At 61.8% G+C, this 14,081-nt stretch carries 8 protein-coding genes; all 8 read right to left on the reverse strand.

The features are described 5' to 3' along the window. Positions 1 to 27: 27 nt before the first annotated feature. Positions 28 to 3,135 (reverse strand): autotransporter serine protease, encoded by a 3,108-nt coding sequence (locus tag IH404_RS15355; RefSeq protein WP_194438306.1) that lies wholly within the window; start codon positions 3,133 to 3,135, stop codon positions 28 to 30. Between the two features lie 113 nt (positions 3,136 to 3,248). After that, positions 3,249 to 6,206: an autotransporter serine protease gene (locus IH404_RS15360; protein ID WP_194438308.1), complete on the reverse strand. Its 2,958-nt coding sequence runs from the start codon at positions 6,204 to 6,206 to the stop codon at positions 3,249 to 3,251. 45 nt (positions 6,207 to 6,251) lie between these two features. Continuing rightward, positions 6,252 to 7,592, reverse strand: a complete 1,341-nt coding sequence (locus IH404_RS15365; protein WP_194438310.1) for a TolC family outer membrane protein — start codon at positions 7,590 to 7,592, stop codon at positions 6,252 to 6,254. Positions 7,593 to 7,594: 2 nt separating this feature from the next. Next, positions 7,595 to 8,908, reverse strand: coding sequence for an HlyD family type I secretion periplasmic adaptor subunit (locus IH404_RS15370; protein WP_005788451.1), 1,314 nt, complete (start codon positions 8,906 to 8,908; stop codon positions 7,595 to 7,597). Continuing rightward, positions 8,905 to 10,659, reverse strand: a complete 1,755-nt coding sequence (locus tag IH404_RS15375) for a type I secretion system permease/ATPase (protein ID WP_194438312.1) — start codon at positions 10,657 to 10,659, stop codon at positions 8,905 to 8,907. Before IH404_RS15375 ends, IH404_RS15370 begins: the two co-directional genes overlap by 4 nt. Positions 10,660 to 10,758: 99 nt before the next feature. Continuing rightward, positions 10,759 to 11,127: an AprI/Inh family metalloprotease inhibitor gene (locus IH404_RS15380; protein ID WP_005788453.1), complete on the reverse strand. Its 369-nt coding sequence runs from the start codon at positions 11,125 to 11,127 to the stop codon at positions 10,759 to 10,761. Positions 11,128 to 11,173: 46 nt separating this feature from the next. Further along, a complete protein-coding gene (locus tag IH404_RS15385) occupies positions 11,174 to 12,607 on the reverse strand; it encodes a serralysin family metalloprotease (protein ID WP_005788454.1) in 1,434 nt (477 codons plus the stop codon). Between the two features lie 369 nt (positions 12,608 to 12,976). Further along, the gene (locus IH404_RS15390) at positions 12,977 to 14,080 is read right to left on the reverse strand and encodes a P1 family peptidase (RefSeq protein WP_194438313.1); all 1,104 of its coding nucleotides are present in this window, start codon (positions 14,078 to 14,080) and stop codon (positions 12,977 to 12,979) included. Position 14,081 lies beyond the last annotated feature (1 nt).

The following is a 14,081-nucleotide window of genomic DNA, read 5'->3' on the forward strand; positions in this document are numbered from 1 at the left end:
CTCGCCACAACCAATTACACCTGGCCTTTAGAACGCCCAGTCCAGGCTCAAGCCGACGCCGTGCACCTTCTCTTTGCTGGCCAGCAGGCCGTTGTAGTCGAAGTTCACCCGCGCATCCTTGCTCAACGCCAGGCTGACCCGCGCCCCAACCAGTGCGGCATCCCGCACCATCGGCGCACTTTCGACCGCGAACGACGGGCCACCCGAGGCAAACGCCAGGTGTTGCTCGGAATCGGTGCTGCTCAGGTTGTGCTGCCAGCCCAGAGTGCCGGAGACTTCCAATTGCTGGTGGTCGTTGACGTTGAAGGTCTTCAAGGCGCGCACACCCAGGGTGCTCAACACCAGGTCGCGGCTGTCGTCGCCACTTTTCAGCGCAGCGGCATCGCCCTTCTCTTTGAAGCTGTCCGTGTCCAGGTGCACGTAGGCCAGGTTGGCGAACGGCTCCAGGGCCAGCGGTTGCAGGTTGATGCGATACGCCGCTTCGGTGAACACCTGGGTGCTGTGCGCATCGACCTTGGTCTTTTGCTTGCCGGCGACATCACCGTATTGCAGGTCGCGCTTCACATCGGCGCGGTGCCAGCTGTAGGTCGCCCCACCGCTCAGGCGCCAGGCGCCGATTTCATGCCCGGCATAGGCACCGAAGTGGTAGCTGTCGACCGAAGCGCGGCTATGGGTGTCGCTGCCCATGTTCAGCGAGGTATCGCTGTAACCCGCGACCAGGCCGATGCGCGTGGCGTCGTCGAGGGCACCGTCCACCCCGGCAAGCATCCCGCCGATGGAAGTGTTATAGCCAGCGGTGTCGCTGCGGCTGTCGGTCTTGCCCCAGGCGCCCAGGGCCTTGACCCACACGTTGCCACGGCTGTCGATGGCTTGGCTGGTTGCGCCCATCTCGCCATTGCGCAGGCGCTCGCCCACTGCTTCGCGTACATAACGGCTGTCATTGACCAATGCGGTTTGCAGCGCCGGATAGACTTCACCGCTCAGTTGCTGGAACGCGCCCTGGGCCGAAGCGGCCGTCGGTGCCAACAGCAAGCTTTCATACACGCCATTGCCCGCACCCAATTGCTCAGCGGCTGCGGCCACGGCGCGTTGGTTCGGTGTAGCAGCAACACTGGCGAAGCTGTTGGTGCGTGTCACGTCTAACTGCACACCGTTGGCCGCGTAATTCAAGGTGCCGCCGACAAACAGATAGTTGGGCAGTACAGCACCAAAACTGCCGGTGACACCGCCCGCCGCTTGCAGGATGTTGTACTGACGGCCGATCAGGCTTTGGGCCTGGGTTGCACTCAACAGTGTCGGGCTGTTTTCCAGGGCCAGGGTTACGGTGCCGCCATTGAGCGTGGCGGTACCCCCGGCGACGATACGGTCGCTGCTGGCAGGCGATAATTCCACGGCGTAGGTCGAGCCCGGGTTGAAGGTGACATTACCTGCCACGTTCAGGGTGCCAATGGAATTGCCCGGCGCCACGGCGCCGCCGCTATTTGCCGTCAGCGAGCCGATACGCCCCGAGCCACCGATTACGCCGGTCTGGCTGACGATGACATCGGAGGTGAGCGAACCGTTGACCGCCAGCAAGCCCTGGTTGACCAGGGTCGGGCCGCTGTAGGTGTTGGCGCCGGCCAGCACCAGGGTGCCGATGCCCTGCTTGGTCAAGCCGCCATGGCCTGAAATGTTGTTGCTCCACACATCCAGCCCGCAGTGCACGTCGTTGCAAATGCGCTGGGTCGGTTTGCCCGCGTCCACCACCGCACCGACGCCCGGCAGGTCCGCGACGAACTGGCCGCTGCCATAGGCGCCCTCAATGCGGAACTCGGCAGGAATGTCCTCGGCGGTGATAAACATCCCCGGGCCGTTGACCGCCTTGCCCAGATTGATCATGCCCCAGCCATACAGCGAGTCGATACCCGGCGCGCCGAGGTCAGTGGCCGTGGTCTTGAGCACCGTGGAGATCTGGTCGCCGCTCATGTACTCGAAGCGCTCCATCAGCACCGCTGCTGCACCCGCCACATGGGGGGCGGCCATGGAAGTGCCGTTTTTGTTGGCCCAGTCGGTGGTCAGGTTGTTCAGGTCGGTGCCGTTGATGATCGAGCTGTAGATCTTGGTACCGGGTGCCGACACGCAAAAACTCGCCGCATAGCCGCAACGTGAAGAGAAGGTGCTGATCACATACGGATCAGGGCTGGCGGTGTCCGGGTTCTGCTGCAATGCCGCCACCGACAGCCAGTTCGGCGCAATCTCCGGCACAAAATACGCCAGGCCGGAAATCGCGTCCGGGTTGTTGCGGTTGTAGTCGTTACCGGCGGCAAAGATGGTCAGCACACCACTGCGGGCCGCGTCGATGGCGCCTTGATAAGCACCACCTGCGATCGTGCCGAGGATCGGCCGGATCGTATTGAACTGCGCCTGGGCTTCATTCACGGTGAAATTGGGGAACGCCGGATCGCGACCGCCCTTGGCGTACTGGTCACCGATGCCGATGCCCCAGCTGTTGTTGATGATGCGTGCGCCGCTGGCGACCAGCCCGTCCCAGCCAGCCTTGTACACCGCGCCATCGTTGCCGAGGATAATCCCATCTTCCGGGCCCGGGTCACCGTTTTCGGCGGTGAGGATTTGCGCATTGAACGCCACGCCATGCATCGGCCCGCCATCGCGGTTACCCGCAGCAATGCCGCCGACGTGGGTGCCGTGGTTACCCAGCTTGCCGTTGGAGTCCTTGGACGGCGTGCCGTCGTAGCGGAACGCATCACCGGCCTTCACCGGGATATACGGGTCGGTGTATTGGCGAATGCCCTCGGTGACAATCGTCACCACCTTGTCGGGGCTGGCGAATTCCGGATGCTGGGCGTACACCGGCTGGTCGAAGATTCCCAACTTGACGCCCTTGCCGGTGTAGCCGGCGGCATACGCGGTGTCGGCATGCACGGCGCCCAAGCCCCAGTCGGCCTTGAACTCGTTGCTGCGCCAACTGGCGGCATCACCCAGCTTGCCGGTTTCCACATAGGGTGCAGCCTGAGCGGTTCCCAGGCTTGCCAGGCAACACAGCAACGCGCCGTATGGCACGCAGCTCAGCGCCTTGAGCGGGTAGCCCGGGCCGGTGTGGATGGCGGTAGTTAACCCTGACTTGCGTTTTTTCACGGTGACCTTCCTTAGTTTTCTTATTGCACGTGTGTAAATCACTTTCTCCAGAACACCGCCGATTCAATGTGGGCGCTGGTTTGCCTGCTCCCACATTTTTGTTCGCGGTGTCTTCAGAACTGCCAGTTCAGGCTCAAACCCACACCCTGGGTTTTCGCGCGGTCACCCAACTGGCCGTTGTAATCCAGGTTGACCCGCGTCGCGGCATTCAGCGCCAGGCTGGCTTGCAGCCCCACCAACGCAGCGTCACGCAGCAACGGCGCACTGCGCACGGCAAATGAAGGCCCGCCTGCGACAAACGCCAAGTGCTCTTCGGATTCCACGGCGGTGAGGCTGTGTTGCCAGCCCAACGATCCGGAGAGTTCCAGTTGCTGGTGGTCATTGAGGGCCAGGGTTTTCAATGCCCGTACGCCAAGGGTGCTGAGCACCGCATCGCGGCGGTCACTGCCGCGTTCCAGGGCGGCGGCATCGCCTTTTTCGTGGAACGACTCGCTGTTCAGGTGCACATAGGCCAGGTTGGCGAACGGTTCCAAGGCCACCGCTTGCAGGCGGATGCGGTACGCTGCTTCGGTGAAGACTTGCGCTGTGGTCGCATCCAGCTTGGTTTTTTGCTTGCCGCTGACATCACCCCATTGCAGGTCGCGCTTCACATCGCCGCGATGCCAGCTGTAGGCACCGCCGACACTCAGGCGCCAGTCGCCCAGTTCGCGCCCGGCATATGCACCGAAGTGGTAGCTGTCGATGGACGCCGATGAGTGCGTGCCGCTGCCCATATTCAAGGAGCTGTCGCTGTAACCGGCGACTACACCCACGCGGGTCTGCTCATCCAGTGCGCCATCCACGCCCGCCAACAGGCCACCGATGGAGGTGGTCGAACCGGCCGTTTCGCTGCGGCTGTCACTCTTGCCCCAGGCACCGAGTGCCTTGAACCACAGGTTGCTTTCGCCGCTCACCGGTACGTGGCGCAGGCGCTCGCCCACGGCATTGCGCAGTTGCAGGCTGTCGTTGATCAGCATCGCACCCACGGCGGGGTAGATTTCACCGGACAGTTGCTGCAAACCCTGCTGGGCGGTGGCGACTGACTGCGACTGCAACAGGCTTTCATACACCGGGTTGCTGGCGCCCAATTGCTCGGCAGCCGCCGCCACGTTGCGCTGGTTACGGGTGGCGGCGACGCTGGCAAAACTCGCGTCGTTGCGCCCCACGTTCAGTTGCACAGCGTTGGCGGCATAGTCGAGGGTGCCACCGAGGAACAGGTAGTTGGGCAGCACTTGGCCAAACTGGCCCTGGATGCCGCCCGCGGCCTCAAGGATCGAGTATTGCCGGCCGATCAGGCTTTGGACTTGACTTTGACTGAGTAACGTGGGGCTGTTTTCCAGCGCCAAGGTGACGGTGCCGCCGCCCAGGACCGCCTTGCCGCCCGCGACAATACGGTCGCTGCTGGTGGGCGTCAGCTCCACGGCATAGGTCGAGCCCGCGCCGAGGTTCACATCTCCCGCTACCTGCAAGGTGCCCACGGAATTGCCCGGTGCCACGCGGCCGCCGTTGTTTACCGACAACGCGGCGATACGCCCGGAACCGCCAAGGGTGCCGCTGTCATTCACCGTGACCGCCGAGGTCAGCGACCCGTTCACCGCCAACAGGCCGCCATTGACGACAGTGGCGCCCCGATAGGTGCTGTCACCGCCGAGTACCAGGCTGCCGGCGCCGGACTTGATCAGGCTGCCTTCATACACACGGTTCGCCGCTGCCTGGTCGCGGGCGCTGCCGATGGCGTAGTCGGTCTGGTCCTGCTGGCTGGCGGTGGCGCTCACGCCGTTCTGCCAGCCCTTGTCGATCAGGGTTTGCTGCCACGCGCTGTGCTCGGCGCGGTCCTCGGCCTGGCGCGCAAGCAAGGCCTGGTCGGAGATACCATTGCTCCACACATCACCCTGCCCGGCTGCCAGGTTCACATCCATGGCCCCAAGCAATTGCCCCGGACCGTGCATCGCCCGGCCGAGGTCCGGCACGCCCCAACCGACGATCGCGTTGGGCGCCTGGGTGATCGAACCGTCAAGCTGCGTCGCAGTGGTCAACAACACCTGCAACGCTTGATCGTTGGTCATATAGGGGTAGCGCTCCATCACTAACGCCAACGCCCCGGTGGCATGGGGTGCCGACATCGAGGTGCCGGATTTGACCCCATAACCACCGTCGGGAATGGTGCTGTTGATCAGCGCGCCGGGCGTGGAAATGCACCAGTATTTGGCGATACCGCACTTGTTGTATTTCTGGTTATTAGCCTTATCCAGCCCCGACACCGCCAGCCAGTGGCCTTCCAGTTCCGGCTGAAAATACGGCAAGGCCGAGCGCACGCTGGCATTGGCATAGCCGCTGTTGCCGGCGCTGAACACGTTGATCACCCCGGCCTTGGCCACATCCGCTGCGGCGTCCAGCCAGGTGCCACGGTTGTAGTGCTGGGCGTAGGCGGCGTGCAGGTCACCGAGGGTCTGGTAGCTGACATCCTTGGGCTGGCTGCCCCAACTGTTGTTGATGGCGCGCACGCCGGAATCCACCATCGCGGTGTATACCGTCTTGAAGTACTTGGGGTCTGGCGTCGGGCCGAACAGGAAGCTGTCGTTGGCGTTGGTGTTGCCCACATAGACTTGCGCGTTGTACGCCACGCCGTGCATGCCCACGCCGTCGCGGGCGGCGCCCATGGTGCCGGTGACATGGGTACCGTGGGAATCGTTGTTGGGGTTGAGCGCGCCCGTGGTGCTGAACGCGCTGCCGTCGACATAGGTGCCGGTGGCGGTCACCGCATGAAAGCGGTCTTTGGAGGCTTCGGGGTGATTGGCATCGAAACCCGAGTCCAGCGCGCCGATTTTCACGCCTTGGCCACTGATCCCGGCAGCGTAGGCTTCATCGGCCTTCATACGGCCCAGGCCCCAATCGCTTTGGTATTCGGTCGAACGCCAACTGGCCGGGTTACCCGCTTGGCCGGTCTCGGTGTATTGCGCCTGTGCCGCAACGGACAACAACAGCAATGAACCTGCGGTGAAGGGTTTGAAACGCGGTGAATCAGTGATCATCTGCACACTCCTGATTATTGTTATTCCCCTTATAGGAGCGAACTCCTACAGGTTTTTATCCGGGCCGAAGGCCTCGTCTACCTTGGCCAAATCGGTGTCGCGCAAGTTGCCCGCGTAGTAGTGCAATTTGGTCCAGGCCATCAGGTAGTCGTACCGCGCCTGGGCCAGGTCGCGGCGAGTGCTGTAGAGCTGCTGCTCGGCATTCAGCGCATCAAGGTTGACCCGCTCGCCGCCAAGGATGCTCTGCTTGGTCGACACCACCAGCGCCTCGGCGGACACCAAGGCTTTCTGGTAGGCACGCAGCTTGCTCACGCCGGACAGACACGCACTGAACTGGCGACGCAGCTCGATGAGGGTTTCGCGGGTCTTGCCTTCCAGCTCGTACTCGGCCTGCTCCATTGCGCGGCTGGCCTGGCGGGTGGAGGCCGAAATACCGCCACCGGCATACAGCGGCATGCTCACTTCGACGCCAATGGTGTTGGTGTCGTAGCGCTGGTTGTAGGTGTTGCCGCTGTCGGATTCCTGTTTGCGCGACGTGGCATACGCGGTGATTCGCGGCAAATGCCCGGCACGGTTGCGTTCCACTTCATAGCGCGCCACTTCCAGCGACTGGCGCTGTGAAGCCAGTACCGGGTTGTTGGTGAGCGCCAGCTCATGCCAGGTGTCGTAGTTGGCCGGGGTCAGGGTGAACGCGGCAAAGCTCTGGTTCAGCGGCGCCAGGTCGTTGATGTTGACGCTTTGCACGCCGATCAACGCGCCCAGCTCCCTGAGTGACGCGTCCTGCTCATCCAGGGCCTGGATCTCTTCGGCAGTGGCCAGCTCGTAGCGCGACTCGGCTTCAAGGATGTCGGTGCGCGTGCCCTCGCCGGCCTTGAACAAGTGCTCGTTCTGCTGGAATTGCTGCTCGAAGGCCTTTTTCTTTGCGCGGGCGATGTCGATCTGATCCTGGGCAAACAGCGCCTGGGTGTAATAGCTCAACACCCGCACCAACAGCGCCTGGCTCTTGTCGCGAAAGCTTTCATCGGCAAACAGCGCCTGGGCCACGCCCTTGCGGTAGTTGGCGTAGGCTTCGTAATCAAACAACGGTTGTTGCAGGCTGAAGGTGGAGCCGTAGCTGTTGTAGTTGCGGTCGTCCCTATAGCTGCCACCGCGCCCGTCGGGCAGATGCGCCTCGGAGTTGTTGCGGCCCTTGTTGTAGTTGTAGGACAGCCTCGGCAGCAGCCCGGCGCGGCCGATGGTGCGGTTTTCCAGGCCGGCGTTGCGCTCCTTGATCGCGCCGAGGAACACCGGATCGTTGCGCAGCGCCTGCTCGTAAACATCGAACGGGCCCATGGCGGCCTGGGCACTGCCACACACCAGCAATAGCGAAATGAACACTGGCTTCATGCTCATTCCTCAGTCAACGCGGAGCCGGCGCGATCCAGCAGCGGCTTGAACAGGTAATTGAGCAATGACCGCTCGCCGGTACGCACGAACATCTCGGCAGGCATACCGGGCTTGATCACCAGACCGTGGAGTTTTTCCATCGCCGCGTCGCTGACGCTGGTGCGCAGCACGTAATACGGCGCGCCGGTTTTTTCATCGAGCATCTGGTCGGCGGAAATCAGGCTGACTTCGCCCGGTACCCGTGGCGTGCGGCTCTGGTTGAAGGCGGTGAAGAGGATGTCGACGGGCAAGTGCGTGCCGACCTTGTCCACCAGATGCACCGGTAGATGCCCTTCCACTTCCAGGCGCGTGCCCTGGGGCACGATTTCCAACAGGGTTTCTCCGGCGCGCACCACAGCGCCTTCGGTGTGCACGCTGAGGTTGACGGCGATGCCATCGGCCGGCGCGTTGATTTCGCTGTGTTGCAGGTTGAACCCCGCAGAAGTGAGTTGCTGCTCCAGGGTCAGGCTGCGCAATTGCGCGTCGGCCAATTGGCTGCGCACCTCTTTTTGATATTCCTCGCTGTGTTGCTGCAATTTGAGCCGCGACTCGACAATACCCTGCTCTATCCGGCCGCTTTCACCGGCGTTTTGCGCCAGGTCCTGCTGCACCTGAGACAACTGGCGCTGGTAGTCCATCAGCCGGTTGCGCGGGATATAGCCGTTGTCGGCCAAAGGTTGCAGATTGCTCAGTTGCGCGCGCAGGGATTGGGCCTGGGCGGTCAAGTCACTGCGGGCACGGCGCATACCGCTCAACTGCGAGGTAGCGCCTTCGATGCTGGCGCGAATCCCGGCTTGTTCACGGGCGAAGGCGTCGCGGCGGCTGCTGAACAGCTGGCGCTGGCCTTCCAGCACCAACGCCAGGGCTGGATCAGGATTGGCGCTCAGCTCGGTGGGAAAGGTGATGCTCGGCAGGTTGTCGCGCTCGCTCTGCCAACGCGCCACGCTGGCCCAGGCCATGCGGTACTGCGCTTGCAGGGATTGCACGTCGGCCTGGTTCTGGGTCTGGTCGAGACGAAACAGCGGCTGGCCTTGCTTGACCAGTTCGCCCTCCTTGACCAGGATGCGGCTGACCACACCGGGGCTGAAGGTTTGCACGGCCTTGCGCTTACCCGACACCACCACGGTGCCTTGCACCGGGATGCCCTGATCCAACGGTGCCAGGCTGGCCCAGAGGAAAAAACCACCGGCACCGACGACCGTCATCAGCCAGCCCATACGCACGAAGAAGCGGGCGTCGCGCTCTTTGAAACGAGGTTCTACCGTAATACTGCTCATGCGCCTGGGTTCCTTGCGGCCGGGTACTGACGACTGAAACTGACACCGGTTTTTTCTTTCGGCGCTTCCTGCTGTTGCCCGGACAACGCCCGCAGCACTTCCTGGCTGGGCCCGAACGCTTGCAGATGGCCTTCGCCGAGCACCAGCAATTTGTCGGCCTGGGCCAATGCCGAAGAGCGATGCGTCACCAGCACGACGCTGCTGCCTTGGGCTTTCATCTGCACGATGGCGCTGGCCAACGCCGCCTCGCCGACCGTATCGAGGTTGGAGTTGGGCTCATCCAGCACAATCAGGCGCGGCCCGCCGTACAGGGCGCGGGCCAGGGCCACGCGTTGTTTCTGGCCACCGGACAGGCCGCCGCCGTTATCGCCCAGCACCGTGTCGTAGCCTTGGGGCAGGCGTAGGATCAGTTCATGCACACCGGCCTGTTGCGCGGCCTTGACCACCAGCTCCGGGTCGGCCTCGCGAAAGCGTGCGATGTTGTCGGCGATGCTGCCGCTGAACAGCTCAATGTCCTGGGGCAAATAGCCAATGTGCGGGCCGAGGTCGTCGCGGTCCCAACGGTGAATATCCGCGCCGTCCAGCCGCACGGTGCCGGTCAGGGTCGGCCACACGCCCACCAGTACGCGGGCCAGGGTGGACTTGCCGGAACCCGACGCGCCCAGCACGCCCAGCACTTCACCGGCCGCCAGGTTGAAGCTGACTTGATGCAAGGTCGCCATGCGCCGCCCCGGTGGGCCAGCACTGACCTGCTCGAAACTGACCTGGCCCTTGGGCGCCGGCAAGGCCATTTGCTCGCCCTCTGGCGGGAATTCGCGCAGCAGCCCATCGAGGCGCTGGTAGGCCAGCTTGGCCGAACTCCATTGCTTCCACACCGCGATCAACTGGTCGATGGGGCTGAGTACGCGGCCCATCAGGATGGAGCCTGCGATCATCATCCCGGCGGTCATCTGGCCCTTGATCACCAGGTAGGCGCCCAGCCCCAATACCAAAGATTGCAGGCACAGGCGCAGGGATTTGCTCAGAGAGGTAATGACCGACCCGGTGTCGCTGGCGGTGTTCTGGAAGCCCAAAAACTGCGAATGCACGTCGAACCAGCGTTTGCGCAACGCACCGAGCATCCCCATGGCCTGGATCGTCTCGGCGTTGTGCAGGTGGCTGGTGGCCAACTGGGTCGATTGCTGGGAAAACACACCCGCCTCGCCCAATGGTTTTTTGGTCAGGTATTCATTCAGGCAAGCCAGGGCAATCAACAACACCGCGCCAGCCGTGGCCAGCACGCCAAGCCACACGTTGAAGAGGAAAATCACGAATAGGTAGATCGGGAACCATGGCGCATCAAAGAACGCGAACAGCGCAGGCCCGGTGATGAATTGACGCAACGCGGTCAGGTCGCCCAAGGATTGCCCGGCATGACCCTGGCCGCGCTGCAGGTTGCGTTCGAACGCGGCCTTGTACACGCGCAGATTGAAACGCCGCTCCAACTGGCTGCCGATACGAATCACGATAAAGCTGCGGATAACTTCAAGCAGGCCAATAAACGCAAAGAAGCCCACGACCATCAGCGTCAACATCACCAGGGTGGTTTCATTCTGGGAGGACAACACACGGTCATACACTTGCAACATGTAAATCGACGGCACCAGCATCAGCAGGTTAATCAATGCCGTGAAACAGCCAACGCTGATTAAAATACTCTTGTACTCACCCAGCGCCCTGAATAAGGGCGCAACCCCTTGGGACTTCGCCATATTGTTTTATCTTCCTGAAGCGCACTGCACGTAATAATCGCCCTGCCGGTAAAGCGCACGGCCAACTACTAGATCGAGTTATATGCTTATAACTTTTAATTAAGGTATTCGTTTCAGCTCGACAACTTGCCCGGCTTTAGTGCGGGCCTGATATTCACCTTCTTTCTGGCGATTCAAATGCGTGATTCCAGCGCCTTCGGCGTTAAACAGCCAAATGCCGTCCGGCGTTGGCGACCACGTCTGTGGCTTGTCGCCCAACCATTGCTCAACACAAGCGATATCGCCTCCCAAGGCATTGGCCTGTTCCACTAACTCCAGTGCGCATACCTGGTCCTGCTGCTTCAATTGCCAATGCCCGGCCAACTGGGCGGAGGTCGGTAATACAAGACTGCTAGCCATCGCGTGGGCTCCTGCCAAAACGAACAACACCTGCGAAGCACAGGCGATCAAATGAGAAAAACGTGGCATATAAAGCTCCATCCTGGAGCGCGGCGCCGAGGCGCCGCGCCGTGCATCAGGCCACGATGTCGCTGACGGCTGCCTGGCCAACGGTGGTGACGAGGAAATCCGCCACGCCGTGCCCGGAGAAGTCCACGGCCAAGGTGCCCAGGTTAGTACCCGAGGCATAGCTCAGCACAGCATCGCCGGCATGGCCGGTGAACGCATTGACGAAGCTCAAGCCCGCCCCCTTGGTGATGCCCGACAGATCGATCTTGTCGGAACCGGAGGTGAAGTCAAAGATCTTGTCCGCGGCCCCTGGCTTGGAATCGGAACTGGCACCGTACACGAAGGTATCGCTACCGGCACCGCCCCACAGTTGGTCCGCACCGCCGCCGCCGTAGATGAGGTCGTTGCCGGCCCCGCCCTTGATGGTGTTGGCGACTTGGTTACCAATGATCAGGTCGTTGCCCGAACCGCCGAATGCGTTCTCGATAGTGACGCCCTTGGCGATCGACACGTTGCCGACCAGGCCGCCAACATCGGAGAACGAGGTGGCAGTGAGGTTGATTTTCTGGTTTTGAGTGAAGCCAGAGAAGTCCAGGGTGTCGTTGCCGCCACCGTCCCATACCGAGAACACCAGCTTGTCGGCGTTGGATGTGGCGCTGAGGAAATCACGCCCGGTGTTGGAGTTGAACCCGTAGGTGGTGTCGCCGGCGCGGGTGTTGAGGTTGGCACCGTAGAGCTTCTGGATCGCGGCGATGTCGTCGATCAGCGGGCCGGAAGCGTAAGCCTCGACGCCACCTTTGCTGAAGTTCTGGTTGGTGTTGCTCTCGCTCCAGTAGCTCATGAGGCTATAACCACGCGTGTCCTGTCCATAGGTCGCGTCGTTATAGGTCGGGTTGCCGTTCCCGGCGTTATAGTCGCCAGGGTGAGCCAGGCCCAGGGTGTGGCCGATTTCGTGGGTCAGGGTCTGCCGGCCATAGTTGTTCAGGTCCGGAGTCTTGTTCGGCGTGTAGCTGTTGTTGGTCAGGTACCACGAGGTGCCATCGTAGCCCGCACCGGTGCCGGGCAGGTAAGCGAAGGCCGCGGCGCCGTCCTGGCCGCTGCTGTAGTTGCCGAAGGTCATGTGACCGTCACCGCCGGAAGCCTTTTCGGTAAAGGTCACGTTGGCAACATCCGACCAGGATTGCATGGCCAGTGCGGCCTGTGCTTTCTGCTGGGCGTTGAACTGGCTGAACCCTGAGATGCCATGTTTGTTCATGGTGCTCTGGGTAGCCGAGGTGAGGAAGGTGTAGGTCAGATCGATCTTGCCGTTGCCATCAAAGTCCCGGTACGCGGCGCCATCCCGCAGCAGCTGGGTCGCTGCCTGGTCCACGGTGTAGGACGGTTTGCCATTGACCGTGAGGTTGCCGCCACGGTCATACAAATGGCTGAAGCTATCGATTTGCGAGTAAGCAGTGCTGGCTTGCGCGGCAGATACAATAGCTTTGTCTTTTACTTTTGACATAAACGTACTTCCTTGTTTGCAAGTGCATCAGTCTTTGTTCGATAGGAACCTCGCGGGCGAGGATAGTCCTATCACTCACCTCTTTTGAAGGCGTAAGAAAACTGACACAACTTGAAATCTTTCGTCTACATCTATTTCCACAGCAAAAATGTGACACAGGTTCAACTTGAGGAAGTCCCACGTAGTGTTTATTGGGAACGCTTGCTTTTACCCGCCGAATTCGAGCGCCGTATTATTTAAATATTAAATAGCAGTAAAGCCGCTCCGAGTTGAGCGGCGCACTTGAGTAATGGATCCAATATATTGTCACGGTGTCATTAGCGGCATTAAATAGCCACTATTTGCACTATTAAAGTGCAGTGCCCCCTATTACCGGGACACACTCCAGCCACACTTGTGCAATGCTGCCAAGAGGGTCTCGCCGGCCAGGCCAGGCACCTGGACACCCGCCTGTGTGGTCATGTCTTCCCCTGCCAGCATCGCGTTGATGATTGCTTCTTCCACTGCCTCCGCCGCCGCGCTGAACAGTGGAGAAATGTGATCGTTATTGACCATATGCAACGCGGTACGCAGCGGCAGGTCCTTGCGCCCGTAGTCCGCCTGCGGCAAATCCTGATTACCGGTGGCAAAGGCCAGAAACAAGTCACCGCTGGAATCCTCGGTGCCGCCACCGGTACGTGCGATACCGATGGACGCCCGCTGCGCCAAGCGTTTGCACTGATGGGGCAGCAATGGCGCGTCGGTGGCGATAATCACCACGATGGACCCCATGCCGGGCGTGCCCTGCTCGGCAAAGGGCGAAGCAATGTCCATCAAATGTCGGCCCACCGGGTAGCCATCGACCCGCAGCTCCTGGCGCTTGCCATGGTTGGCCTGCACCAATACGCCGACGGTCCAGCCGCCCTGCTCCACCGACAAGCGCCGGGATGCGCTGCCGATGCCGCCCTTGAACTCATGGCAGATCATCCCGGTGCCGCCGCCCACGGCGCCTTCCTGCACCGGGCCGGTTTCGGCATGGTCGAGTGCCTGGCGCACATGCTCAGGTTGCACATGCTGGCCCCAGATATCGTTGAGCAGGCCGTCATAGGTTTCCATGACCACCGGCATGCACCAGTACACCGCGGGGTCTTGCAGGCGTTCGCGCTCCAGGGCGATCAAGGTGTCACGCACGATCCCGACGCTGTGGGTGTTGGTGATGGCCATCGGAGTGGTCAACAAACCGGCCTCGTTGATCCACTCAAGGCCGGTGGCATCACCATTGCCGTTCAGCACGTGGTACCCGGCAAAACAGGGTTGATGCCGGGCCTCACCGGCGCGCGGCTGGACCACCGTCACGCCGGTACGCACCTGCCTGCCGTCGATACGCGTCTTGAGCGTGGTGTGGCCGACGCGAACCCCGGGAACATCGGTGATGGCATTCAATTCGCCAGGCGTGCCCAGCCCCAGCGTGATACCCAATTGACGTGCGCGCATA

It is taken from the genome of Pseudomonas sp. OST1909 (genome assembly GCF_015277575.1).
Classification (GTDB): Bacteria; Pseudomonadota; Gammaproteobacteria; order Pseudomonadales; family Pseudomonadaceae; genus Aquipseudomonas; species Aquipseudomonas synxantha_A.

Excerpts from the sequence above, each read along its gene's own strand:
- IH404_RS15360 (WP_194438308.1), bottom strand. The coding sequence starts at position 6,206 with ATGATCACTGATTCACCGCGTTTCAAACCCTTCACCGCAGGTTCATTG.
- IH404_RS15365 (WP_194438310.1), bottom strand. The coding sequence starts at position 7,592 with ATGAAGCCAGTGTTCATTTCGCTATTGCTGGTGTGTGGCAGTGCCCAG.
- IH404_RS15370 (WP_005788451.1), bottom strand. The coding sequence starts at position 8,908 with ATGAGCAGTATTACGGTAGAACCTCGTTTCAAAGAGCGCGACGCCCGC.
- IH404_RS15375 (WP_194438312.1), bottom strand. The coding sequence starts at position 10,659 with ATGGCGAAGTCCCAAGGGGTTGCGCCCTTATTCAGGGCGCTGGGTGAG.
- IH404_RS15380 (WP_005788453.1), bottom strand. The coding sequence starts at position 11,127 with ATGCCACGTTTTTCTCATTTGATCGCCTGTGCTTCGCAGGTGTTGTTC.
- IH404_RS15385 (WP_005788454.1), bottom strand. The coding sequence starts at position 12,607 with ATGTCAAAAGTAAAAGACAAAGCTATTGTATCTGCCGCGCAAGCCAGC.
- IH404_RS15390 (WP_194438313.1), bottom strand. The coding sequence starts at position 14,080 with ATGCGCGCACGTCAATTGGGTATCACGCTGGGGCTGGGCACGCCTGGC.